Source organism: Ruegeria sp. BF7, from assembly GCF_056538605.1.
This window is the reverse complement of sequence record NZ_JBQFTM010000004.1, coordinates 359,922-383,754: the sequence shown is the minus strand read 5'-3', so window position 1 is coordinate 383,754 and position 23,833 is coordinate 359,922. Positions and strand designations below refer to the sequence as shown.

19 protein-coding genes and 3 pseudogenes are annotated in these 23,833 nt (G+C 56.2%); 12 read left to right on the top strand and 10 right to left on the bottom strand.

All coding sequences use genetic code 11. From position 1 onward, the window contains the following. Window positions 1–18: 18 nt before the first annotated feature. Window positions 19–834: an alpha/beta fold hydrolase gene (locus ACR0IK_RS12385; protein ID WP_480641715.1), complete on the bottom strand. Its 816-nt coding sequence runs from the start codon at window positions 832–834 to the stop codon at window positions 19–21. Window positions 835–1,041: 207 nt separating this feature from the next. On the opposite strand from ACR0IK_RS12385, the gene ACR0IK_RS12380 reads away from it, so the two are divergent. Further along, on the top strand, window positions 1,042–1,548 hold the full coding sequence (locus ACR0IK_RS12380) for an RNA polymerase sigma factor (protein WP_480641714.1): 507 nt from the start codon (window positions 1,042–1,044) through the stop codon (window positions 1,546–1,548). Continuing rightward, window positions 1,545–2,288, top strand: a complete 744-nt coding sequence (locus ACR0IK_RS12375) for an anti-sigma factor family protein (RefSeq protein ID WP_480641713.1) — start codon at window positions 1,545–1,547, stop codon at window positions 2,286–2,288. The genes ACR0IK_RS12380 and ACR0IK_RS12375 overlap by 4 nt, the downstream gene beginning before the upstream one ends. Here ACR0IK_RS12375 and ACR0IK_RS12370 read toward each other — a convergent pair. Beyond that, window positions 2,285–3,028 carry a S8 family serine peptidase gene (locus ACR0IK_RS12370; protein WP_480641712.1) on the bottom strand — a complete coding sequence of 248 codons (744 nt, stop codon included), beginning with the start codon at window positions 3,026–3,028 and terminating at the stop codon, window positions 2,285–2,287. The two genes, ACR0IK_RS12375 and ACR0IK_RS12370, sit on opposite strands and share 4 nt — an antisense overlap. Before the next feature lie 898 nt (window positions 3,029–3,926). On the opposite strand from ACR0IK_RS12370, the pseudogene ACR0IK_RS12365 reads away from it, so the two are divergent. The 3 pseudogenes from ACR0IK_RS12365 to ACR0IK_RS12355 all read left to right on the top strand — a co-directional run. Then, a pseudogene (locus tag ACR0IK_RS12365) lies at window positions 3,927–4,040 on the top strand (IS6 family transposase); the annotation flags it as partial. 166 nt (window positions 4,041–4,206) lie between these two features. Further along, window positions 4,207–4,887: pseudogene (locus ACR0IK_RS12360) on the top strand (IS6 family transposase). 189 nt (window positions 4,888–5,076) lie between these two features. Beyond that, window positions 5,077–5,757 (top strand): annotated as a pseudogene (locus ACR0IK_RS12355) (IS6 family transposase). Window positions 5,758–5,803: 46 nt separating this feature from the next. Here ACR0IK_RS12355 and ACR0IK_RS12350 read toward each other — a convergent pair. Further along, window positions 5,804–6,514, bottom strand: coding sequence for a GntR family transcriptional regulator (locus ACR0IK_RS12350; protein WP_480641711.1), 711 nt, complete (start codon window positions 6,512–6,514; stop codon window positions 5,804–5,806). Window positions 6,515–6,742: 228 nt separating this feature from the next. Here ACR0IK_RS12350 and ACR0IK_RS12345 point away from each other — a divergent pair, with 228 nt between their 5' ends. The 7 genes from ACR0IK_RS12345 to ACR0IK_RS12315 all read left to right on the top strand — a co-directional run bounded on the left by ACR0IK_RS12345 (window position 6,743) and on the right by ACR0IK_RS12315 (window position 12,803). Beyond that, on the top strand, window positions 6,743–7,930 hold the full coding sequence (locus tag ACR0IK_RS12345) for an ABC transporter substrate-binding protein (RefSeq protein WP_480641710.1): 1,188 nt from the start codon (window positions 6,743–6,745) through the stop codon (window positions 7,928–7,930). A 96-nt stretch (window positions 7,931–8,026) separates the two neighbouring features. Beyond that, window positions 8,027–8,896: a branched-chain amino acid ABC transporter permease gene (locus ACR0IK_RS12340; protein ID WP_480641709.1), complete on the top strand. Its 870-nt coding sequence runs from the start codon at window positions 8,027–8,029 to the stop codon at window positions 8,894–8,896. A 19-nt stretch (window positions 8,897–8,915) separates the two neighbouring features. Then, on the top strand, window positions 8,916–9,887 hold the full coding sequence (locus ACR0IK_RS12335; RefSeq protein ID WP_480641725.1) for a branched-chain amino acid ABC transporter permease: 972 nt from the start codon (window positions 8,916–8,918) through the stop codon (window positions 9,885–9,887). Then, window positions 9,884–10,666 (top strand): ABC transporter ATP-binding protein, encoded by a 783-nt coding sequence (locus ACR0IK_RS12330; RefSeq protein WP_480641708.1) that lies wholly within the window; start codon window positions 9,884–9,886, stop codon window positions 10,664–10,666. Before ACR0IK_RS12335 ends, ACR0IK_RS12330 begins: the two co-directional genes overlap by 4 nt. A gap of 3 nt (window positions 10,667–10,669) precedes the next feature. Next, complete coding sequence (locus ACR0IK_RS12325) at window positions 10,670–11,392, top strand: ABC transporter ATP-binding protein (protein ID WP_480641707.1); 723 nt, start codon at window positions 10,670–10,672, stop codon at window positions 11,390–11,392. 7 nt (window positions 11,393–11,399) lie between these two features. Then, window positions 11,400–12,077, top strand: coding sequence for an aspartate/glutamate racemase family protein (locus tag ACR0IK_RS12320; RefSeq protein WP_480641706.1), 678 nt, complete (start codon window positions 11,400–11,402; stop codon window positions 12,075–12,077). Window positions 12,078–12,482: 405 nt separating this feature from the next. Continuing rightward, entirely contained in the window at window positions 12,483–12,803 is a 321-nt protein-coding gene (locus ACR0IK_RS12315) for a hypothetical protein (protein WP_480641705.1), read from the top strand. Window positions 12,804–13,039: 236 nt separating this feature from the next. On the opposite strand, the gene ACR0IK_RS12310 is transcribed toward ACR0IK_RS12315, so the two are convergent. From ACR0IK_RS12310 to ACR0IK_RS12280, 7 genes are all read right to left on the bottom strand, one after another. Beyond that, window positions 13,040–13,564, bottom strand: a complete 525-nt coding sequence (locus ACR0IK_RS12310; RefSeq protein ID WP_480641704.1) for a flavodoxin domain-containing protein — start codon at window positions 13,562–13,564, stop codon at window positions 13,040–13,042. A gap of 570 nt (window positions 13,565–14,134) precedes the next feature. Then, window positions 14,135–14,455: an FAD-binding protein gene (locus ACR0IK_RS12305; RefSeq protein WP_480641703.1), complete on the bottom strand. Its 321-nt coding sequence runs from the start codon at window positions 14,453–14,455 to the stop codon at window positions 14,135–14,137. A gap of 19 nt (window positions 14,456–14,474) precedes the next feature. Then, window positions 14,475–16,145 carry a thiamine pyrophosphate-binding protein gene (locus ACR0IK_RS12300; RefSeq protein ID WP_480641702.1) on the bottom strand — a complete coding sequence of 557 codons (1,671 nt, stop codon included), beginning with the start codon at window positions 16,143–16,145 and terminating at the stop codon, window positions 14,475–14,477. 4 nt (window positions 16,146–16,149) lie between these two features. Then, window positions 16,150–18,561: a GcvT family protein gene (locus tag ACR0IK_RS12295; protein WP_480641701.1), complete on the bottom strand. Its 2,412-nt coding sequence runs from the start codon at window positions 18,559–18,561 to the stop codon at window positions 16,150–16,152. Beyond that, window positions 18,558–20,957, bottom strand: coding sequence for a GcvT family protein (locus ACR0IK_RS12290; RefSeq protein ID WP_480641700.1), 2,400 nt, complete (start codon window positions 20,955–20,957; stop codon window positions 18,558–18,560). Before ACR0IK_RS12290 ends, ACR0IK_RS12295 begins: the two co-directional genes overlap by 4 nt. After that, entirely contained in the window at window positions 20,954–22,243 is a 1,290-nt protein-coding gene (locus ACR0IK_RS12285) for an aspartate aminotransferase family protein (protein WP_480641699.1), read from the bottom strand. Before ACR0IK_RS12285 ends, ACR0IK_RS12290 begins: the two co-directional genes overlap by 4 nt. Then, window positions 22,240–23,784: a trimethylamine methyltransferase family protein gene (locus tag ACR0IK_RS12280; RefSeq protein ID WP_480641698.1), complete on the bottom strand. Its 1,545-nt coding sequence runs from the start codon at window positions 23,782–23,784 to the stop codon at window positions 22,240–22,242. Before ACR0IK_RS12280 ends, ACR0IK_RS12285 begins: the two co-directional genes overlap by 4 nt. Window positions 23,785–23,833 lie beyond the last annotated feature (49 nt).

Below are 23,833 nucleotides of genomic sequence, written 5' to 3'. Positions count from 1 at the left end.
TCCTGTACTTCAATGGTTTCAAGATTCACAAACGAGTTCCGTTAAACCAGCTTTTGCGCAGTCGGCGAAACTGTGGACGCAGTTGGGAAGTTCAGTCAGCGACAGATCGGGTGTAATCCCCCGTGCTTCGGACGCGGCACGGAATGCTTTGCAATAGTGCCGCGCGCGGGCCAGTCGGTGACGGCCTTGGACATCGTCGATGCCCGGTCCTTTGCGAAGGGCGGGATCCCGGTGGCTATCCTCGGCGCCGACATAAACCCGAAGCTTTAGACTCAGATACTGTCGCAACTGGTTGTGAGCCAAAGCGGGAACGTTCACTTTCAAGGCCTCTTTCGTTGGAGCCAAACCCATCGGAAAGGGCTGCGTCAAATCCGGCAGGCAGTACCAGCCGGCGGCAGCGATATGCAGGCTAGCAACCCGCTGCGGATAAAGCATGGCAAAACGGTGCGCGAGTTGTGCTCCACCAGAATAGCCGAACATCTCGACTTGACCTGTTTTTGCAATGCCCATCTGTTCAACCAGGGCGAGTAGTGCAAGGAGTGATTGATCCGGGCGAACGTTGCCAATCCTTTGAAAATGACGCCAGTGCTTTTTGGAATAACGTGGGGAAATCAGAACTTGGCCTTTCCTCTCGCAAGGCCCGGAAAATGCCTCGGCCAATCCTGCCGCGTTCCGCGAAATTCCGTGCAACGTCAATAATGGCGGGACATCTGGTGCTGTAACGCTTGGAATGTGAATGTCGGCGGAAAGCGTGCGTCGATCTACCCTTACTGAAAGTTTGGTGACCGACATCAGTCCGGTCACTGGTGTTACGTCCATTGCGGTATCGAACATCGTTTCAGCTCCTGATTGTTTGCTGTCTTGCTGGGACAACGGAGCCGGCGGCTATCTATTCCAACTTTTTGAGACTTTTTTCGCTGCAGGCCAAAACACGTCGCCTCGGGTTTTGCCGCGGCAGTTCTTCGTTTTTTCTTGGATCATATGGAATACCACCTCTGACGATCCGTTGTTATTGAAGAGAAGCGAAACAGGAGTGACCGCATGACGAACCGGTTCCAAAGAGACTTGGTTGCATTGGTGCCGAAAATGCGCCGGTTTGCGCTGTCACTTGCGGGTAATAAACCGGACGCCGATGATTTGGTGCAGTCAGCCTGTGTAAAAGCGTTGAAAAACGCGGCGCAGTTTCGCGAAGGGACGCGCATGGACAGTTGGATGTACCGAATTATCCAAAACCTGTGGATCGATGACCGTAGGCGCGCCAAAACGCGGGGGGCTTCGGTTGATCCCGAGCTTGCCGGTCTTTGTGACAAAGGCCTTGCCGCGCGCCAGCCTGAGGATCGAATGATGCTGGACGTGGCCCGGACTGCCATGGCTGCGCTGCCTGAAAAGCAGCGCATTGTTCTGTCCCTCGTCGCGATTGAGGGTTTGAGCTACAAAGAGGCCGCAGACGTTCTGGAAGTGCCCGTTGGCACCGTCATGAGCCGCTTATCGAGGGCCAGAGAAGCATTGCTACCACTATTGGGGATGACGAAAGGGTCGATACAATGACTGCAAATCCATTAATTGACCAATCCCTCCTCGCTGCGTTTGTTGACGGAGAACTGTCGCCTGAAGAGGCTGCAGCCATTGTGATCCATCTGGCTGACCACCCTCAAGATCAGGCCTATGTCGACGATCTAATGGCCGCAAACGAAGCGCTGTCGCGGGCCTTCAGCGATCCTCTGGATGAACTGGTGCCGCAAGTGATCAAGGACACCATTCTGGGCACGACACAGACGGCGAAGGTCCTCCCCTTTTCTAAGCGACCCGTTGTGTGGATGAGCACGGCCGTAGCGGCGATGGTGGCACTCGCGGTTTTTGTAGCCCCCAATTTATTTGCCCCAATCGATACGACAAACGTGACCGTGGGACCAGTCGTCAATGGGTCGGAACTGGCGTCGGCGCTGAACCGTCTGCCATCGGGTATTCCCGAGACAACCGCCACAGGTCAGGACTTTATGGTCCTTGCTACGCTTCCGATCTCAGACGGCTATTGCCGGGAATTTGAATTCATCAACCGTGCAGACCAGCGTATCGACCTTGGCATTGCATGTATCACCTCCGGCACGTGGGTGGTTGAGGTGACGATGTCAGAACCGCTGTCCGCATCAGGCACCGAGGATGGATTTGTGACTGCAAGTGGCGCAGAAATGCAGGGGTTGATGCCGTTTCTGGACCGGTTGGGGGCAGGCGATGCACTTGCTCCCGCTCTAGAGGCAGACTTGATTACGGGTGGCTGGGCACCTTAGCACAATGAGGCGGCATTCAGCAGGCCATGGCCAAACACCTCGTCGTATCCGGGCGCGCCGAGGTCCTGCGCGGCGTTTTCCAGACGCTCCCGGATTTGTTTCGGTGACAGAGTGTTGTCCTGTGAGAGCATGATTGCGACCGCCGCGGTGACGAAGGGAACCGCAAAGGATGTCCCCGACTTTAGGCGCGCGCCACGAATTGATGTGGCAGATAACATGTTTACGCCCGGCGCGGTTATGTCGATTTGCGGCCCGCGCTGCGCTTTTCGATAGATGCGAGCCCGCGCATCCACAGCTGTCACGGCGATCACGGTATCAAATGCCGCGGGAAACATCGGTTCGCCAGACGGTCCTTCATTACCTGCCGCTGCGACCAGAACGATCTCGTCTTCCTGCACCATCTGATTGACAAAATCTTCAAGTAGGCTGTTTCTGGGCCCCGCCAGTGACAGGTTTATCACACGTACATCACGCGCCTTCAACACATCTAACCCGCGCAGAAGAGAGATCACATCCGCGCGTTCATCCGAGCCTTTACGCGCAAATGCATCCACCGCGATGACTTTCGCCCCATGGATCAACCCAGGCACACGGCTGTCCGAATCGCCGACCATAAGGGATGCCACCGCCGTGCCGTGAACTGCTTTTGAAGGGGCAAGTGTTTGGTCCGCCAATTGAATCAATTCCAGCTGCGCACCAGCCATGATTTCGTGTTCAGAATTTATCCCAGTATCAATCATTCCCACCGGGACTTGCACGGGACAAGTCGCTTCGGCGTGCCTTGTGTTTGGCCAATTAACCATCTCCCAGGCAGGGCAGTTTTCATGCAAACACGGGCCCGATGAAGCCACTCGTGTTTCGCTTTGCTCAAAGCGATAAAAGTGATTGAAATCCGCAATACCGCCCGAAGGCAGGGCGCGGACCCGATCTCGGGCGGCTTCCAGTTCTAACCCGCTCGGTGAAGTCAGCCGTGTCAAAACACGATTAGACGCCAGAAGAGTTTCTGTTGCGGCGATTGTAAATCCTTCGGACAGAAGTTGTTCCAGATCCTCAGTCGATGCATCCGCAACAACTATTTCGAACGGCGCGCGCGTTGGCAGCGCGATGGGCGTACGAGTTGGGGTTGGCGCCTGTGCTGGTCGAGGTGTTGGCGGTCGATTGGTCAGCCGTCTGATAAGGTTGTCGAACGGGTTTTCCCCAGAGGATTTTTGGCCGTTTACTGCTCCGCCGTCACTTCGACTATCCCGCTTGCTGCCATCACCCCGATCATCGTCTCGATCATCACCTCCGTCGTCGTCCCGATCATCGCCTCTGTCGTCGTCCCGGTCACCTTCATCGTCTGCCCATGCGACAGAAACAAAGGACACTTGCCATTCTACTGGAATTACAATTTGCGCCGACCATGATAAGCTGAATACTAGGCAGGCCTTGAAAAACTTCATTGCTACTTTTTTCATTTATGCATCCAACTCAGTTAAACTTGTTCCGAAACAACAACGTTTCTTGTCAGTTTCTGTTCCAAATATTGTTTTCGAGACCATATAACGGACGTCGCGAGTTTGAGTTCGCAAAGGAAACCACGAAACGTTCGGGAGAAAAAGAGAAGCTAGACATCGGCTCGCTTGATCAGCGACCCACTCAACCATCCTCAATTGCTTCAGCGTTCCCGCTCGCCGCCGCTTCGCCTTAACGATTCGTTACCACCGTCTCGAGGCATTTGACGCCTGGAAAGCCGCCAACCAGGCAGCTTGAAGATTCAGCATCATACTGCAAGTAGCCAATGTCGTTTTTTTTGGTCTGCTGCTAGTGATCCAGCACCAGGACATGAGGGGGGGGTCTGTTACAAAGTTATGGCTGTTGACGCGCTGGGGTTTAGCGCGTGGATGGCTTTCGGTCCCAACTGGTCGAAAGTCGATTCATGATCTCTTTCAAAGGTGTACATTATCCAAATGACGTGATCATGTGCGCGGTCTTCTTTTATGTTCGATATGGCGTGTCGTACGGTAATATTGAGGAAACCATGTCCGAGCGTGGCGTTGCGGTAGATCACACGACGCTGAACCGTTGGGTGACAAAATACGCTAGTGCAATCGCCGAAGTCGCGCGCAGGCGCAAGGGACCGTGTGACCGCTCCTGGCGAATGGATGAAACTTACATCAAGGTGAAAGGTGCGCGGGTCTATCTCTACCCAGCGATCGAAAAACACGGCAGGACATTGGACTTCATGCTTTCAGGTCATCGGAACAAACCTGCCGCTACGAAATTCTTCGCTCAAATGCTTGAATGCACTGGTCATCCACGAAAGATCGTAATCGACAAGTGCGGTGCGAACACAGCCAACAATTAAACCATCAACAAGTCGCTTAAGGGCTTTGGCTACCCGATCCCAATTGAGATGGTGAGGCGGAAATACTTGAACAATATCGTGGAACAGGACCACCGTTTCATCAAGAGACGCACACGGCCAATGCTGGGGTTCAAGGCCTTTGCTTCAGCGGCGGCAACACTGGACGGAATCGAAGTGGCGCACATGATCCGCAAAGGTCGACTCTCACCCGGAACCTGTCCGTTTCGTCGATTTGCAGAACTGGCGGCATAAGCCGCGGGTTCGCTGTAAACTCTTCGTTCAGTCAGAAGCTTCGCAACAGATCCGGTCAATGGTCAAAACTTTGCAACAGAACCTCAGATGAGGGTTCTGGGACGTGTCGCAACCTACGAGACCCAATTGACCAACATGCGTGTCTGATGTTTGTTCCCGTCGAATAGATTTCGAACAAACCTCAAATAGATCGCATTGAAAGGCTTCCATTTCCCCAAGGATGCGGTTTCGTACGCTGTGTACTTCTATAAGCGGCACACGGTGTCATATCGGGATTTGGAAAAGATCATGGCTGAACGCGGTGTGCTGGTTGACCACGCTAATACTCAACAGATGGGTTGCAAAATTTTCGCACATTGTCGCCGCGCGGGCGCAATCGAAGAAACGCCCAACACAGAAGTTCCGGAGAATGGACGAGACCTACATACGTGTTCGCGGCAAATAGGTGTATCTTTATTCAGCAGTCGAAAAAGCAGGAAACATCCTTGATTTCGTGCTGTCCGAGCGAAGGAACCGTCTAGCAGCTGCCGGGTTCTTTGACATAACGCTGCCGTCAAATGGAATCCCGAGCAGGGTCGTCATCGACATACGCTGCGCTAACGCGGTCGGTATTCCAGAAGTGAACTGAATTCTGAGGCGAATTGGATGCCCAGCCAAAGTACTGGCAATCAGGTCCAAGTATCTGAACAATATGATCGAACAGGATCGTCGGTTCATAAAGCGGCGTGTTCGGCACTTGCGTGGGTTTGAGTCGTTCGACCCGCCTCAGCCACATTGGATGGCCTTGAGGTGGCCGATATGATCCGAAATCTGCAATTCTCTAGCGCTACGACCTCTGGCATTCGGATGTTTGCTGAGATTGCAGGATAGATGTTTCCAGTAGCTGGCTGGGTAGAGGTATTGTGTAGAAACAAAACTACATGCGCCCGGTGAGAATCTTGGCAAGATCTGGTTCAACCTTTTGGATTTGCTTCAGATCCAGGCTGTTTTTGACGTGAAGTAGGTGGTGTTGGATGCTGTCTTGTGCAGACTGCGGGTCACCACTCGCGATTGCGTCAATGATCGATGCGTGCTCATCATCGGGGCAGGATGTATCTTTATTGGTTCCGAACAGTGCCACTATTAGAGAAGACCGGGTCACCAGTTCCCTAACGACGCGGGTGAGTACTACGTTGTTGTGGCATTTAGCTAACTCGACATGAAATTCACCAGAGAGTCTGATAATTTCAGTTTGGTCGTTCCTTGCCCGAGCCGCATCTTCCTTTTTGATATGTGTCCGTAGTGCATTGATGCCTGAGCGGCTAATCTCACGCGTCAGTTCACGTACGATACCCGCTTCGATCATCAGGCGGGCTTCAAAAACCTCTCGGGCTTCGTCAGGGCTCGGGCAGGCAATGAATGCGCCGCGGTTGGAACGCAGTTCAACAATGCCTTGGCTGCTCAACAACAACAATGCTCGGCGGACGCGCATGCGACCAACGCCAAAGGTCTCACATAAGGTTTGTTCACTCAACTTTGTTCGGGGAGCCAGCTTCTGTTCCATGACCGCGGAATAAATTCGGTCAACGATTAATTGCTCATCCGGGTCGGATTGGAGGGTGTCGAGTTTTTGTTGGGCGTCTGTCATCTCGTTCCGATTTGGCTGGAATACATGTCTGTCGTACTTAGCGGTACAATTTCTAACTGACAATATATTGGATTTCCGTTCACAATATCAATGATCGTATTAACGATAAATGTTGACACAGATTGTTAACAATGCAGTATCCTAGGTGCATTCCGGGATTCGACCGGTCGCAATATACACTTCGCCAAGCGCCCAAGAGAGGCGCCGAGACCTCATAGGGAGGAAAGAATGAAACGTAGAAACCTGATGAAATCCTCAGTCGCATTAGCTGTGACCGCATCTGTCCTTGGATCCGTGGCTTGGGCCGAAAACCCAGTGCTGAAGATTGGCTTTGTAGGTGTCACTTCGGGGCCAGCCGCAGCTTGGGGTATCTCTAACCAGCGATCAATGGAGGCCCGTGCTGCATGGATAAACGAAGCTGGAGGATACAAAATCGGCGATACGACCTATGACGTTGAAATTGTATCCTTCGACGACCAGAAAGACCCCAAGCGTGCGATCGCTGGCATGGAAAAGATGGCTCAGGAAGGGATTCACTATGTCGTAGGGCCTAATGTTGACGATGGTGCCGCAGCGGTTCGTCCTGTCGCCGAAGCACAGGGGATCATGTACTTTCCCTATGCGTTCCCCAAAGAGCTCTATACCGCTCCGGCATCAAATGCCGTTCTGGGTATGGTCGCGAACTATCAGTCCGGCCCGGCAATCTACAAATACCTAAAGGACGAAAAAGGCGTGACTTCCGTTGCCTTCGTCGCCGCGAACGAATCCGATCCGTTAAGCCAGCGAGACGGTGGTGTCGAAGCCGCGAAGGCACTGGGACTTGAAGTTGTTTCCGACAATGTCACCTACCAGGTGGACACAACAGATTTTACTCCGGTGCTGACGCCTGTCATGCGAACGCAACCTGATCTGCTGGTTCTGTCGGGTGTCTCCCCAGCCAATGCACCTCAATTGATCCGGTCAGCGCGTGAACTTGGGTTTCAGGGCATTATCTCGACCGAAACTGCACAGGACGCAACGGTACTACGGGAAGGGGCAGGGGAATTGGCCAATGGCTTCATTTCCGTCGGTGGCGCCTCAACACCCGAGATCGCATCGGACGACATGAAAGAGTTCGTGACGCGATACACAGATATGTTCGGCGAATATAACGACGAGTCGAACACCAAAGTCTACGCGCTTGAATATATTCTGGCGACTTTGAATGCGAACCCGGCGGGCATCGACGATGTGAAGGCGTTCCAGACCACAATGGACACGTTCGAAGCACCGAACCCTTTCATGAAAGGTGATGCAAAAATGCGGTATGTCGGCACGACATCTTTCGGGCAAAAACGTCAGATTGCCGTACCGCTGGTGGTGAATGTCTATCAGGATGGAGAGTTTGAAACGCTCTTTGTCGCTGAAGTCGACTGAGGCACACTTCCCCAACAAGGTAAAAGCCTAACGAGCCCCCCCTCACTCCCGGGCTGATGATCAGCCCGGGATACCCGAACCATATGCGGGATACTCATGGAACAGATACTAGCAAATGGCATCTATCTGGGCGCGCAATATGCGATGATCGCCTTGGGATTGACGCTGATCTTTGCCCTGATGAACGTACTGAATTTTGCTCACGGACAGATGTACGTTCTCGGCGGTTTTGTCACTTATACTTTCTACGGACAACTCGGCTGGCCTTTCGTCCTTGCGCTGCTAGCGTCCTGTATCACCCTGGCCGTGCTCGGAGCGTTGATAGAACGATTTCTGTTCGCACCGGTCATACGACGATCCTCACGCGAAGAAAGCACAATGCTGCTGGCGGCAGGGCTGGCCTTTCTGTTCGATGCGGTGATCCTGTTGGTGTTCGGAGAAAAACAGCGCGGGGTTCCAAAGATCGTCAATGGCGTCTTCAACTGGGATTTCAAGCTGATCATGCCCTATGACCGCATCCTGATTTGTGTGCTGGCCATACTGTCCATCGTGACCTTCATCCTGTTCATGCAATACTCCAAAACCGGCCGAGCTTTGCGCGCGCTGGCGCAAGACAGAACCGCAGCCCAGCTGATGGGCGTGAATGTTGCCCGGTACTCCATGATTGGTTTTGCATTGGGCGCGATGCTGGCCGGTTTGGTTGGCGGCCTGCTGGTGACCATCACTGGTGTCAATCTGGGCATGGGAGGACCGACCTCGATCAAGGCCTTCATGATGGTGATGATTGGCGGTGCGGGCGTGATATCCGGTGCGATTGCTGGCGGGATCATCCTTGGCTTCATGGAAGCCATCGGTCTGGCTGTCCTGTCGCAATATGGCGACATCACCTATCTGTTGATCTTCGTCTCGCTGATGATTTTCCTGGCCATCCGCCCGCAGGGCCTGATGGGCAAACCGTGGGGATAACGTAGTGCCGAAATTTTCAATGATCCAATGGGCCGGTTTGGCAGTTTTCCTGATGGCCATCTTCATCGCGGTCCCCGGCTTTGTTGCGGCTTCAGGGCGGTCAGACCTTTACTACACGCTGACATCAGTTGCACTGCTGTCCATCGCCAGTGCCGGTGTCTGGCTGACCTTTTATATCGGTCGCATTAATATCGGTCAGGGTGCCTTCGCTCTGATCGGGGCCTATGTTTCGGCCATTCTGGTGACCAAGGCAGGCATGTCTTTTTGGCTTTCACTCCCACTGGCGGGCTTGTTTGCGGCCGGAGTGGCGGTGCTGATAGGCCTGCCAATCCTGCGGCTGCGCGGCGTCTATTTTGCGATGATCTCGCTTGTGCTGACGCAAGTCGTCACCCTAACCGCACTTGCACTTCCAATCACCAACGGGGCCAAGGGGATCACTTCGATCCCGCTTCCGGGCGGGGTGTCAGTCTTGGGCATTCCGCTGATCCCGGATTTTGGAACGCTGGAGAACCCACGGCTGGCTTTCTACTACACGGCCTGTGTGTTGATGGTCCTGACCTTTGCCGCCATGTATCGGTTGGTGAACTCCCGTCTTGGCCACCTGTGTCGATCAATGCAGCAGAATGAAGAACTGGCCAGCTCAATCGGTGTGAACATCTCGTATGTCCGGATCATCATTTTTGCCATTTCGTCCTTTTTGGGCGGTATTGGCGGCGCAATGTTCGGGTCGATCGCGCAGTCGGTCTATCCTTCCAGCTTTCAGGTCGCGGACAGTGTAAACTTCATGTTGAACTGCTTCCTTGGCGGGTTGGGTTACGTGTTTGGACCGATGCTTGGCACGTTGGTTCTTTATTTCGGCTGGGACCTGCTGTTCGAACTCGGTCGCTTCCAGTTGCTCGCCTATTCCAGCTTGCTGATCATCCTGATGTTGTTCCTGCCCAACGGGCTGCTCAGCTTGCGTCTGCCTGGCAAGACAGGAGGTGACGAATGAGCCATCTTCTGGAAGTCCGCCACGTCACCAAGAAGTTCGGTGGCCTGACCGCCAACAGCGATATCTCGTTCAACGTGAATGAAAACGAGATCCTATCAGTGATTGGTCCAAACGGCGCAGGTAAGAGCACGCTGTTTAAGATGATCTCGTCTTTCTTGCCAACGACGACGGGTGAGGTGCTGTTCGAGGGAGAAAGGATATCCAACCTGAAGCCGCATATCGTGGCGCGCAAAGGTGTTGTTCGCACCTTTCAGGAAACGACGATATTCAAGTCTATGACCGTGCGAGAAAGCGTTATAGTCGCCCAGCACCTGCGGGCGCGCGCCTCGCTGGCCGGTTACTTTTGGGGTACCAAGACGGCCCACGAGGATGTCGACAGCTTCGGGCAATATGCCGACGATCTGATCGAATTCTTGGGTCTGACCGATATCGCCAATGAACAGGCGTCAAACCTGCCACAGGGCAATTTGCGCGCGTTGGGTATCGCGATTGGTCTGGCCACTGATCCCAAGGTGCTGCTGCTGGATGAACCCTTTGCCGGGATGAACCACGACGAGACAATGAAAATGGTCAATCTGGTGCGCAAGGTGCGCGATGACCGTGGTGTGACCGTTCTGCTGGTGGAACATGACATGCCTGCGGTGATGAATATCTCGGACCGGATCGTTGTGCTGAACTTCGGCGAGATGATTGCCGAAGGCACGCCGGAGGAAATCCAGAACAACGAAAAGGTCATCGAAGCCTATCTGGGCAGTGCCGATGACGAGATCGGGATCTAAGCCATGACCAAGATGTTGGACTTCAAAGATGTCGAGCTCTACTACGATCACGTCTATGCCCTGAAAGGCGTGTCGATTGACCTTGAGCAAGGTGAAACCGTTGCCCTGATCGGTGCCAATGGCGCGGGCAAAAGCTCGATCCTGCGGGCGATCACAGGGCTGGCGAAGATCAAATCCGGATCAGTCGCGTTCGAGGGCGAACAAATCGACGGAACAAATCCAGCAGAGATCGTCTCGAAAGGCATTGCGATGGTGCCAGAGGGAAGGCGCGTCTTTCCCTATATGTCGGTCAAAGACAATCTGCTGATGGGGGCATTCACCCGTTCGGATAAAGCGGATGTGCAGCGCACGCTGGATTCCGTACTGGAGCGGTTTCCACGTTTGAAAGAGCGTTTTAGCCAATCTGCGGGTACCCTGTCGGGCGGTGAACAGCAGATGATGGTGATCGGGCGCGCATTGATGGCCAAGCCGCGACTGCTGCTGTTGGACGAACCTTCGCTGGGGATCGCGCCCAAGTTGGTTCAGGACATTGCCCGCTCGATCGTGGCGATCAACCGAGATGAAGGTGTTTCAGTTCTGTTGGTCGAACAGAACTCGCGTATGGCGCTATCGATTTCGCATCGTGCCTATGCGCTGACCACCGGAAACGTCGTGATCTCGGGCAATTCAAAAAAGCTTTTGACGGATCCCCGTATCAAGGCCGCCTATCTGGGCGGGGAAGTGTGAGGACGTTGTGAAATTGCTTGTCGTCAATCCAAACACTACAAGTTCCATGACCCGAAAGATCGAAGAGGCCGCGCGGGCTGCTGCGCATCCCGAAACCACGATCCTTGCTGCCAGTTCACAACACGGTCCCGCCAGTATTCAGGGTTATCTGGATGTCTCTACCTGCATTCCCGGACTGCTGGAGGTTGTGAACGCGCATCCCGACGCGGATGCGATTGTTGTGGCTTGTTTCGATGACACCGGAGTTGACGCCGTTCGCTGTGTCACATCGGCGCCGGTCATTGGCGTTGGAGAAGCCGCCTATCATGCGGCATCCATGATCAGCCCTAAATTCAGCGTCATCACCACTTTGTCTCGTTCTCTGGCAGGGCTGGAGGCAAATCTGCTGCGATACGGGCTGGATCGCAGGTGCGTTCGGGTACGGGCATCGGATGTGCCGGTTCTGAAGCTCGAGGAAAACGATCCGGCGACCATCGACAAGATACGGGCCGAAATTCGCGCCGCGATTGATGAGGATAGGGCCGAAGCAATCGTTCTGGGTTGTGCCGGAATGACAGATTTGATGTCACAGTTATCCGAGGAATTCGGTTTACCGGTCGTTGATGGTGTTGCCTGTGCTGTCACCTTTGCCGAGGCCTTGGTCAAAGCCAAGCTCTCGACCTCGAAACTTTGTTCCTATTCCTAAGAGTTTGATCCCAGAGTTTGATGGTTCGACCTGTTCTTTGGAATGGGGCAGGCACTTTGGAACATCTTCGTCACCGAAGCGCCACGACCACGCACGCCGTCGGAACAGCTGCATGGTGATCGCAAGCTTCCTGCGCGAAAAGGAGCTGGGAGCTTGAAACTAACCCAATGACGGTCGCGAATTAGAGCAAGCGGCAGACGGTTGACGACAGGAAGAGCGGCCCGAAAAGCTGCGTTCAATAATTCTTATATTGAAGGAGGAAGCGATTTTCGTTGCCTTACAACGGCACTCGCTCTTGCCTTTGGATGGCAGGCGCGATCAGCTTCGCTCACGTTTGCAAAAGCCGTTCCACCAGATACTTGGTAGCCCGGCATTATCGAAGCCGGACAGGATCCTTTAGACCTGATGCAGATAACAGACTGGTTCATGACGATGGCACGCCTAACAGATGCAGGGGATCACATTCCAAGGCACCGGGTTATCGATGTTGTGGATCAGAGTGGGTTTTTGCTTTTTGGAGAAGGTACCGGACGTGGGGATTTCATTTTCCACTATAACCGCGGTCGGCTTGAAGCCGTGCGCAAGGATCAGGTCAAAAGGAACCTGAAACCAAACAACCCGGATTTCCATTTCTACGAAATGTACAACAATTACCACGATCCGGCAGAACGCTTTCCAAACGAGATTCAAAATGGTCTCTGGGCAGGACCGGTCTCACCAAGATGATCCACGAGCATTACGCGTTGATCCAACAATTTCCTCATAGGGGGTTGCAGGGTCATTATCGGGAATTCGACCGGTCCTTCGACCCCGAACTGACACCTGTCTACACCGCACAGAAAACCGTAGATTGGTAACCGGAATAGTAGCTCTGAACTTCTGGCCGCGTGCACAAAGACTACCAGTACCCGCGGTCAGAATTTGCTGTTGTCTGCTTTACTTGCTTCAGAATACCGGTCGCATTACTCGTCCAGAAAAGCTGTTACGGTCGTTTTCAACGCGTCCCAATCAGTGAATTCTCTTACGCAATCTCGAGGATCAAGCTTCCGGCCTAGCAAGACAACGTGTTGAACGATCTCTTTTTCAAAATAACCGTAATTATCTGGCCGTACGGCACCAGCGACCAAGGCGGTAGCGTCTGGTTCGAAATTGGTTCGCATCAGCATCTCGGTGAGATAGTCCCGCGCGTCCTCCTGACCTTTCTGAAAAGCTGCTTTTAGACTGACTGAAAGCACAAGTGATCTTCGCGCGGATAATGCGATATTTTGGTTTTCCAAAAACGCCTCAAACGACTCGGGGTGTCGGCGTTCATGTACGGGAGCCGCCAGGATGACGTGATCCACATCTTCCAAAGGCACTGGGGCTGCCAGTTGACCGATATCTATCAGCCTTGTTTCGTATCCGGCTTCTTTTGAGACTTCGCTAATGAATCTCGCGATCTTGGCCGTCTGACCTTCAATTGTTCCGTAGGCAATAAGTACTGCCATTATGACACTCCCGAATACCGGCTAAACAGCGAACTTACTATGCCGAAACTCTTCGCCACGGCCCTTGATTTCAATCAAAGGTGTCGGCCTCGCTAAGCACTGTAGGTAAAGGCGCGACGTCGATTTGGTCGGCTCATATTGTTCTGGAAAGCACAAAAGCTGTGGCTAGCCAAAATCCATTGCGCGTTAGTTGACCTAAGCGCGTGTCTTGGTTCTTTTGCTTTGAAATCAAATTCGAGCAGGTTTCATTATGGTCGCTTTGAAAGGCTGTCATTTCCCTAGGATGTGGTTTTGGACGCCGTGTTTCTATATTTGCGTTACACGGCCTCCTATCGCGACCTTGAAGAAATCATGGCTAATCATCGCGCGGAAGATGAGTGACTTTGACCTCGAAAATTTGGCAGGCAAACTGATCCGACAGATCTAGGATCACGCGGCCGTATTTGGCCTAGGTATCGTTGCGAAAATCCGCACCTTCATCGACAGATCACCGACCAGTAGCGTTGACCATGATCCCCCCAGGGATGTGAAGGTTTCTGGAACCCGTCACCGACATCCAGATCGCCGAATTCAGGAGCGTTGTAATCCCAGCCGTTCACTTAGTGCCGGGTCGGTGCAGTAACGGGTGACACGAAACATGTTGTCAAAGTTTTGATCGGTGGTGTAGGTGCCAAAATCGGTTATCGCTATCTGTTCTCCGGGCAACTCCGGGCACAGCGCCCTGATATCCTTGACCCCGTCATTGGCAAATCGGATTGCCCCAGCGGTGTAGCGTGAGTTGCCGCCATTTTCCTCTTCGCTGGAGCATTCCAGTATCAACACGATGGCCCCGTTCTTCCGTGCCGTATGGGCCGCGCAATACGCGGCATTGCCCGCCCCTATGATGATCACATCCTAGTTTGTCATCCGGTCAATCCTTGTGTTGGGCCTTGAACAGATCCTTGCGCAGCGTCATCAGCGCTCCGGGATCTATTCTGGCTTGAATAACGGTTGTCTCGTTCGAGGCGATGGCCTGTTGCAGGGCAGGGTTCATACCACCGGGGCCATCGACCCAGATGCCTTTGCCCCCGCAGAGCTCGGCAAATTTGTCATAGCGTGGTGACTGGATTTCTGCGCCCAGCAAGCGCCCACCGTAGAACTCTTGTTGATAGGCCTTTTCGGCACCCCAGGCCTGGTTATCCAGCACGATGATAGTGATCGGCAGATCATGCTGAATGGCTGTCTGAATCTCGATCATTGTGTATCCCGCGGCCCCGTCGCCCATGATCGCCACAACGGGCCGATCGGGTGCGGCAGCTTTGGCGCCGATGGCCGCTGCCAGGCCAAAGCCGACAAGGCCAAAGTCCAGCGGCGTGATCAGGCTCATCGGTGCGTAATGCGCTAGCCGATCTGCGGCTTGCAAACAGGTGTTGCCGGTGTCCAGCGTCACTATGGCGTCTTCCGGCAGGGTTTCGCGGATTTCCGCCAGCGCGCGGCGCGGGTGCATCGGCAGCGTGTCCAGTGCCGCCTCTTGGGCACGCTCGGCAGCAAGGCTTTCCATGTCGGCTCGGAACGTGTCGCGCCAATCCTCGCAGGCCGGGCGGGTAGCGGCCCTTGACAGCGCCTCAGCGGTCAGGCGGGCATCGCCCTGTGCGGCGATCTCGGCTGGGAAGTAGCGGCCTACAGCGGATCCTTCGACATCCACATGGGCAATTCTGGTGTCCTTCCCGACATAATCGTGGCTATGGAATGTGGAGTTGAAGCCAAGCCGCGCGCCCAGCACCACCATCACATCGGCTTCCTTGGTCAACCGGCTTGCGACGCGGTTGCCACGCGGCCCTGCCTGACCGGCAAACCACTGGTGGCCATGTCGCATTACGTCCGCATGCCCGGTCGAGGCGACCACGGGCACTTCCAGCTTTTCAGCAAGCGCTGTCAGGGCGTTGCGCCCGGCGCCCCATTTGAAACCGCCCCCGGCAAAGATCACCGGGCGCGTGGCCTGCGAAAGCAACCTGGAAATCGCGGTGATATCTGCCGGAGCTGCCGGACCCGGACGGGCAATGTTCACCGGATTGGGCGTGACTTCTGGCACGTCAGCGGCAAAAAGATCGCGCGGGACATGCAGCACTACTGGCCCGCGCCGCCCGGTGTTGGCCAGCCGGATTGCATCCTCCAGCATCGGGGCAAGCCGTGAAGGATCGGTGACCATGACGGAACGTTTGCAGATCGGCGCAAACAAGGCCACCTGGTCAATTTCCTGGAACGTATCTTTGCACTGATCAGCGCGGGTGATCGCACCGGCAATCACCACAAGTGGGGAATAGGCCAGCTGTGCCTCCGCAACCGCAGTCACGATATTGACGACGCCGGGCCCGGCTTGCGCCCCCAACACCACGCCGGGCTTACCCGTCATCCGTGCCCAGGCATCGGCCATGTGCCCTGCAGCCCGCTCATCTCGGCCACCGACATAGGCGATCTCGCCGCCCTTATACATCGCATCATAAAGTTCCAGCATTGATCCACCCAGCAACCCGAACACGGTGTCAATGCCGTTGGCTTTCAAAACGCGGTAAACGGCTTCTCCGCCGTTGATGGTTGTCATCGGCTCAATCCTCGGATCTTGGGCGTAGGTTTTGCGGGTCAAACAGGGCGTCTGAATGGACAGTTACGGGGATGGCGCGGTTCAGGATCTGCACGCTCAGGCCATCCTTCGACGTACCCTTGCGCACGAACAGCCAGCCCAGCGATTTACCGACCGTATAGCCGTAACCGCCGGATGTGGTCAGGCCGACGGGTTTGCCGTTCAGGAGCACCGGCTCGCCGCCGTGAATGTCGACGTCTTCGGCGTGCAACTCGCCATAAAACAACTCCCAGTCCGGTGTGCGGCTGAGCAGCGCATTGCGGCCAATGAAACCCCTCCCTTTACTGACGACAAAGCGATCGAGGCCAACATCCTGAGGGCCGACATCTGCGGTTAACTCGCTGCTGGCACGAAAAGCTTTTTCCATACGCATCCCGTTGAAGGCGTAAGAACCGATATCGGTCAGGCCATGGGGCTCACCTGCCTTGAACAAGGCGTCGTAGAGCAGGCCGATATGTTCCAACGGAGCGTGCAATTCCCAGCCCAGCTCGCCGACAAACGATACCCTGAGCGCATAACAAGCGATGCCTGCCACAGTAATCTCCTGACCTGACAGCCAAGGGAAGGCTTTGTTCGACAGGTCAATGTCAGTAAGACTTGACAAGATGCGCCGGGAGGCGGGGCCGGACATGGCCAACATGCCCCAATCAGCTGAACGATTAATCATCTGCACATCCTCGCCGGGGCGAATGTGCGACTTGATCCAGTCGAAGTCGGGTGTGGCCCGGGCGATAGGGGAGCCGGTGAAAAACCGATCTTCGGACATCCGCCAGATGGTGATTTCAGTCTCAAAACGGCCTTGCGGTGTCAGCAGATGATTGAGACTCATCCTGCCGTCTTTCGTCGGAACGCGGTTGGCGGAAAGCCGGTCCAGAAGCGCGTGAGCGTCCTTGCCGGAAATCTCGAATTGGGCAAAGGCACAGAGGTCGATCACCCCAGCAGCCCTGCGCGTGGCTTTGGCCTCGGTCATGGCGTTATTATGCCAATTCTGGTGGCCCCAACCAAACTGTTCGACCTCGCCGACCTCGCCAAAATACCGGGGTCGTTCCCACCCGGCGATCTCGCCAAAGACGGCGCCCCTTGCGGCCAGCCGGTCATATAACGGATGCCGGTTCAGCGGCCGCAGGCTATTGAACTGCTTACCCGGGCAAGGCGTGTCATGGCGGCGCATGAATTCGTCTTTGGTGCGTTCGATGATGAAATGATCCGTGGCGAAATCACCGAAACGACGCGGATCAAATCCGCGTGTGTTGATCTCGGTTTCTCCATGCACCATCCAGTCGGCCAAAACCTTGCCCGCGCCCCCACCCCATGCCAAGCCGATGGACGACCCACAAGATAGCCAGACATTTGGCGCGCCCGATGGCCCAACCAACATCCCGCCGTCCGGGGTGTGCGTGATCGCCCCCCGCACGGTGCGCTTGATGCCAAGATCGGCCAGGATCGGCATCTTGTCGAAGGCCACCATCAGGAAGTCGCCAATCGAATCGTAATCTGCCTGAAACAACTCGTTCTCGGCGGCCCATGGCGCACCTTCGGGCATTTCCCATACGGTGGGACAGACATGGCCCTCGTAAATGCCGATCAGCCCAGATTTCTGTTCCTGCCGGATATAGCCGCCATAGGCGTTGTCGCGCATTACCGGCAATTCCGGGCGATCTGCGAATTCAGGCACCGTATCGGTGACCAGATAATGGTGCAGGCAGGACACGCTGGGGATCTTCAACCCGAACCATTCACCAACCTGATTGGCGTAGGAACCAGCAGCGATAACGATGTGTTCGGCCAACACATCTCCCTTTTCGGTCCTGAGAAGCCACATATCGCCCTTGCGTGATGCACCTGTCACACGGTTATTGCGCTCAATTACCGCGCCGCGTTTCCGGGTTGCTGCGGCCAGCGCCATGGTCACGCCCGAAGGGTCGATATGCCCGTCCTCATAGGTGCGAATGGCCGCCTTAACATCATCGACCCTGTAGAACGGGTTGATAGCGTTGACCTCATCCGGTCCGATCAGGTCCATCGGCAGGTCGAGCAGTTTGCCCACCCCCATGATCGACTTCATCCAGTCGACTTCGGCATCACTCGTGGCAATCCGAATGCCGCCAACCTCATGCCAGCCGATGCTTTGCCCGGTTTCTTTTTCGATCCGTTTGTAGGTCTCGATCGAGGTTTTGTTGATCCAGCCCATCAGGCGGTTACCGACGGCGTGGGCAATTTGTCCCGCCGCATGCCATGTGGAGCCGCTGGTGAGTTCCGCCTTTTCAAACAGAATGCTGTCGGTCCAGCCATTTTCGGCCAGCTGAAACTGGGCTGCCACGCCCATGATGCCGCCGCCGATGATGGCAACCCGGGTGGTTCGCATCGTGTCGCTCATGCGAAGGCCTCCTTGGCGGGTTTAAGAGAGGCTTTGGCCGAGAACCTGGCGCAGGCGATTTCTACCTCAAAACCATCTAACACGGTTTGCGTTTCGAGCCCGCTCAAAGGTGCGCTGACCATCCCAAGCGCCACGGAGCGTTCGAACCGATAGCTCCACGCTGTCGAGGTGATCTGCCCGACAACCTGCCCGTCGAAATAGATTGGCTCGTCATGAATCGGGATGGCATCGGGAGTGTCAAAAAGGAACGAAGCAATGCGCCTATTGGCTTGTTGAGTTTTCAAAACCTCTTCACCGACAAATCCGGTACCGATCGCGCAAAACGCGCCCAAGCCTGCCTCGAACGGCGTGGTGCCGGGCGATAACTCGTGGCCAAAGGCGCGAAAGCCACTTTCAATCCGCAAGCTGCCGCTGGCATAAAGCCCGGCGTGGGACGCGCCCGCCGCGACCAGAGCCTCATGCGCGGCCATGGCCATGTCTGAGGGGATATAGAGTTCGAACCCTTCCTCCCCGGTAAAGGAAAGCCGGCCCGCCCAGCCCCGTGCAAGGCCGATTTCTACAGAGCCAAAGTGGAATCGCTTGAGTTCAGGAACAGGCATGTTGGTGGTCGCTTGTAGCACGGAACGCGCCTGTGCCCCGGCCAACCCGAGGATGGCGTAGCCGCTCGTCACGTCCGTGAATTCGACACGGTATGCGTCGCGTGTATAACGCATCCGCTTCATGACGCGCACAACCTCACCAGTGCCGACGATCAGCAAGTAGACGTCCGGCCCGTGGCGTTGCACCGTAAGGTCACTTTCGACGCCGCCACGCGCGTTCAGGATTTGGGAATACACGATGCGTCCCTCCGGTACTTGCATCTGCGCCGCGCAGAGTCGGTTGAGAAAGGCACAGGCATCCGGTCCTTGCACCATGATCTTGCCGAACGCACTTTGGTCCAGTATGGCCGCGCCCGAGCGGCAGGCTTCGACCTCGCGCCCTACCTGTTCGCGCCAGGCCGGCATACCAAAGCTCAGTGGTAAATGCGCAGCGTCACCGCCAAAATGCACGGCCCGCTCCCAACCGCCTCGAGCCTCGAAGCGCGCACCTGCTGCGATCAGCCCCGCGTGAACAGGCGAACGACGTTGCCCTCGGGCGGTCTCCATCGAACGCCCCGGATAGGGATTGTCGTAGTGACGACCTAAGACCTCGGGGATGCGGGCCTCCAACGCGCCCAGCACATTCATTTCCGGGCTGAACCGGCGGATGTCGGCCTCGTTCAATTCCATTGTCGGCTCACCTGCGATGATCCACTCGGCCATGGCTTTGCCGGCTCCACCCGCCAGCGCGATGCCCGTCGAGTTCATTCCCCCCGTCAGGAACAGCCCCGGCACTTCGGGGCTTTCACCCAGCATGAACTGGCTGTCGAGCGTAAAGCTCTCGGGTCCATTGAGCAGCATCCGCACTTCGGCCCGTTCCAATGCAGGAATCCGGCGCAGGGCATTTTCCATCATTGGCATGAAATGATCCCAATCCTCATCCAGCAGATCGAACGAGAAATCGGCGGGCAGTCGGTCAAGTGGAAGGCCCTTGGCATGGGGCTCGAAGGAGCCGACCAGCAGCCCCTCGACATCATCACGGGCATAAAGGAAGGCATCCTGATCGTTCAGCGTCGGAAGATGCGCACCTTTGCCAAGTGCCTGCACTTCGGGTAAAGGCTTGGTCAGGATGTAAAAATGCTCGCAGGCATAAAGCGGCATATGTGCGCCCGCCATCGCCGCCACTTCCCGAGACCACAGTCCGCAGGCAATCACCACTTCGTCAGCCTCGATCACGTGATCACCAACCTCGACCCCCGACACACGTCCGCCCTTCTTTTTCAGTCCGGTCACGGGTGTGTCCTCATGAATCTCCACCCCGCGCGTCCTGGCGCCTTTCGACAATGCGAGCGCCACATCGGACGGATTGACCCTGCCATCAGAGGGTGACCAGACCGCGCCGATCACGTCGCCGACTTCGATCAGCGGCCACAGCTCTTTTGCCCGGGCCGCGTCGACCACTTCGGCTTCAAGCCCGAAGGCGCGGCCCAGCGAGACCTGACGCTTGATGTTGGTGAGCCGATCCGAATTGGTGGCCAGTGTCAGAGATCCGGTCTGCATCCAGCCGGTGGCCTGACCGGTTTCACGTTCCAGCTCGCCATAAAGGTCGATGGAATAGTTGATCAGCTTGGTCAGCGTGGCCGAAGGGCGCAACCGCCGGACCAGGCCCGCCGCATGCCAGGTGGTGCCGCTGGTCAGTTTCGAGCGTTCGAGAACGACGATGTTCCGCCGCCCTTCGCGGGCAAGGTGATAGGCGATAGAACAGCCAATGACGCCGCCGCCAATGATGACCGTCCGGGCGTGGGTAGGCAGGGTCATGACAGCACTCCGCCGCCGATCATGTCGGAAAGGGTGGCGCGGAAAGCATCGATCGCCTCATCAATCAGGTCAGGCGTATGGGCAGCAGAAGTCAGACCTGACGTATAGGTCATCATGTCCACCCCACGCTCCAGCATCCCGTCGCGGTAAGCCTTGACCTGCGCCTTGGGCAGGCCGCGGATTTGCGCCGGGGAGAGACCCGTCAAACTGTCACGGCCAAAATGCACATGAAAGATCGAGCTGTCGCCATAGGCCAAGCCGGTCACTCCAAGGGTGTGCATGGTGTTGTTCATGCCGTCGCGCATACGTGCGGCCATTTCGTCCGCCCAGGCTTGTGCCTCGCCGGTTGCAAGTAGGGGCATTGCAGCGCAAGCGGCCGCTGCGATCAGGGGCGAGCCGTTGAAGGTTCCCTTGTGGCTGACCGCCGGGGCCAGCCCGTCGCGCGAGGTCGCGTTGTTCATCAACTCCATGATGTCGGCCCGGCCACAGACGGCCCCGCCAGGCAACCCTCCTGTGACGGATTTGGCCAGTGTGGTCAGGTCTGGCACGACCCCGTCTCGTGCCTGCCGTCCTCCGGGAGACCAGCGGGATCCGGTAATGATTTCGTCGAAGATCAGCACGACGCCGGCGGCGCGGGCGACATCATGCAGGTCGCGTAAAGTCTCGGTTCCCAGAGGTACGCAGCCGTAATTGGCTCCGGATACCTCGACAATGACTGTTCCGATACGGTCATCCTGAAGTGCGGCCTGCATCGCCTGCGGTTCAGCAGCGCACACTTGAATCAGATCGTTTACCGCATCTGGAATGCCAAGCGACGACGCCCTGTCACTGCCCGGCTTTGCGCCTTTCAGCGCATGATCGTGCCAGCCGTGAAAATGCCCGTCGAGGCGCAGCACGTGATCCTTGCCAGACCAGGCCCGCGCCAGACGCAACGCCAGCATGGTCGCTTCGGTCCCTGAAGCAGCGAACCGGGTGCGGTCAGCCGAAGGGTAAAGCCGGTTGATCCATTCAGCCCAAGTGATCTCGGCCTCATGGCAATCCGCCGAGAATATCGACCTTTCGGCCTGTTTCCGGATCGCTTCGGTGATGACGGGATGGCAATGGCCCAGCATCTGGCTGGCCGAGCCCATCTTGAAATCGATAAAGCGCCGACCGTCCACATCCCACTTTTCTGCACCTTTGGCGCGGTTGATAAAGACGGGATACGGTTCACGATAGCGCAGCTCGTGACTCACGCCGCCGGGCAAGACGGTACGGGCACGGGTACTGAGATCGCTGCTACTCATGTTGGCCTGCCGATCTGGTCGCGGGTAAGACGGATGTCGAAGCGGGTGCGCAATGTTTGGTCAACTTCGTCCGGGATGTGGCTCGGGAAGTGGCTGGCCAGTATGTCACGCGCCCTTTGCCGGGCCCGTTCACCGACCGGATGTGAACCGTCATCCTGCCATTCACGGGGCGTGCGGCGGTCGCCGACATCCGGATAAAAATAGTCCGACTTCATACGGTTGAACGTATGTGTCTCACCCAGATAGTGACCTTCACCTCGACAAACCTCGGCAATCACATCCGCCGCAATATTCTCGTGCGTGGCCTCAACGCCCCTCAGGGTACGGAGGATGTTGCCCAATAGATCGTTGTCGCTGATATAGGCCGCATGACTGACCCCCAGCAGGCTGGACATCATGCCTGCCGCTTGCGTGACGATGTTGGACCCCGCATGGGCCGCCATGGCAACGGCCAGTGATTTCTCAGCGCCATATTGCGCATCAAGACACTTGGAATCGGTAATGCCCGCAATGGACGAGGTAGGTAGGTCGAAATGCCGTCCCATCTGTGCCGCACCCGCCATCAGAATCGCCTGTTCACCGCCGCCGCCACTCATTGAGCCAGTGCGCAGATCGGCCACCAGCGGCTTCGGGGCAAAGATCGCTTTGACCTTCGGGTCGACAAGTTGTGCAAACACCAGCCCAGCCAGTGTTTCGGCCACCGCCTGAACCAAAGAGCCGGCAATGGTCGCCGGGCTGGTCGCCCCAGCCTGACCGGCGCTGATCAGCTGAACTGGGAAACCCGCATTGATCGCCGCCTCCAGCACCTCGCAGGCCTCTTCAGCAAAACGCATTGGTGGCACCACATGGCAAACCATCACTGTCATGAAAGGACGAGCGCGAAATGCAGCCTCGCCCCCGGCAATGCGATAGCAAAGCTCGGCGATGGCGGGCACGTTCGCAGGTTCACTGACTGAGATCGACACATGCTTAGACGTGCCCATCAGGCAGGCATAGGCGGTGTTAAGGTCCATTACCGCGTTGTCGTCGATATCACGCGCTACTACCGAGCGGCTGAAATGATGAATGTTGTCCATCCGGTCAACGATCCGCGCCGCATCGTAAAGATCGCAAAGGGTCGAGTCCCGGTAGTCCCCGGTATCCATGTCAAAGACACCTGGAGCTGCGCCACCGGACGACATGTGGACGCGGGCACCTTCGATATGCAGATCGTGGTTCGGAGTTTGCCCGCACAGGGTAAACCCTCTCTGCGCTTGCTCGATTGTCCGCTGCACCAGAGCGCGCGGAAACAACAATCGGCCGTCATCAGTCAACCGGCCGCCCGCCTTGGTGACCCTATCAATCATCGAAGGGATGGCCTGGCTCAGACCCAGCGTCTCCAGCAGAGACAGTACGGCTTCTTCAACCAAAGCAACCTCTTGCGAGGAAAGTGGTTTCAGTCGCGCGCCCTCAAGCCCCGGCCAAACCGGCGGGTTTGCATCGGGTTCATCCGTCTGTTTAAGGCGTTCCTTCCGGCCGCGCCTTCGGGATTCTGAGATCATCGCTACATGAGTCCAGGTTTACGCCTCTACACGTTTTGTTTATGCCGGC

Excerpts from the sequence above, each read along its gene's own strand:
- ACR0IK_RS12350 (WP_480641711.1), bottom strand. The coding sequence starts at position 6,514 with ATGACAGACGCCCAACAAAAACTCGACACCCTCCAATCCGACCCGGAT.
- ACR0IK_RS12285 (WP_480641699.1), bottom strand. The coding sequence starts at position 22,243 with ATGAGTAGCAGCGATCTCAGTACCCGTGCCCGTACCGTCTTGCCCGGC.
- ACR0IK_RS12380 (WP_480641714.1), top strand. The coding sequence starts at position 1,042 with ATGACGAACCGGTTCCAAAGAGACTTGGTTGCATTGGTGCCGAAAATG.
- ACR0IK_RS12375 (WP_480641713.1), top strand. The coding sequence starts at position 1,545 with ATGACTGCAAATCCATTAATTGACCAATCCCTCCTCGCTGCGTTTGTT.
- ACR0IK_RS12335 (WP_480641725.1), top strand. The coding sequence starts at position 8,916 with ATGATCCAATGGGCCGGTTTGGCAGTTTTCCTGATGGCCATCTTCATC.
- ACR0IK_RS12295 (WP_480641701.1), bottom strand. The coding sequence starts at position 18,561 with ATGAGCGACACGATGCGAACCACCCGGGTTGCCATCATCGGCGGCGGC.
- ACR0IK_RS12290 (WP_480641700.1), bottom strand. The coding sequence starts at position 20,957 with ATGACCCTGCCTACCCACGCCCGGACGGTCATCATTGGCGGCGGCGTC.
- ACR0IK_RS12340 (WP_480641709.1), top strand. The coding sequence starts at position 8,027 with ATGGAACAGATACTAGCAAATGGCATCTATCTGGGCGCGCAATATGCG.
- ACR0IK_RS12330 (WP_480641708.1), top strand. The coding sequence starts at position 9,884 with ATGAGCCATCTTCTGGAAGTCCGCCACGTCACCAAGAAGTTCGGTGGC.
- ACR0IK_RS12280 (WP_480641698.1), bottom strand. The coding sequence starts at position 23,784 with ATGATCTCAGAATCCCGAAGGCGCGGCCGGAAGGAACGCCTTAAACAG.
- ACR0IK_RS12310 (WP_480641704.1), bottom strand. The coding sequence starts at position 13,564 with ATGGCAGTACTTATTGCCTACGGAACAATTGAAGGTCAGACGGCCAAG.
- ACR0IK_RS12325 (WP_480641707.1), top strand. The coding sequence starts at position 10,670 with ATGACCAAGATGTTGGACTTCAAAGATGTCGAGCTCTACTACGATCAC.
- ACR0IK_RS12345 (WP_480641710.1), top strand. The coding sequence starts at position 6,743 with ATGAAACGTAGAAACCTGATGAAATCCTCAGTCGCATTAGCTGTGACC.
- ACR0IK_RS12385 (WP_480641715.1), bottom strand. The coding sequence starts at position 834 with ATGTTCGATACCGCAATGGACGTAACACCAGTGACCGGACTGATGTCG.
- ACR0IK_RS12315 (WP_480641705.1), top strand. The coding sequence starts at position 12,483 with ATGCAGATAACAGACTGGTTCATGACGATGGCACGCCTAACAGATGCA.
- ACR0IK_RS12300 (WP_480641702.1), bottom strand. The coding sequence starts at position 16,145 with ATGACAACCATCAACGGCGGAGAAGCCGTTTACCGCGTTTTGAAAGCC.
- ACR0IK_RS12370 (WP_480641712.1), bottom strand. The coding sequence starts at position 3,028 with ATGATTGATACTGGGATAAATTCTGAACACGAAATCATGGCTGGTGCG.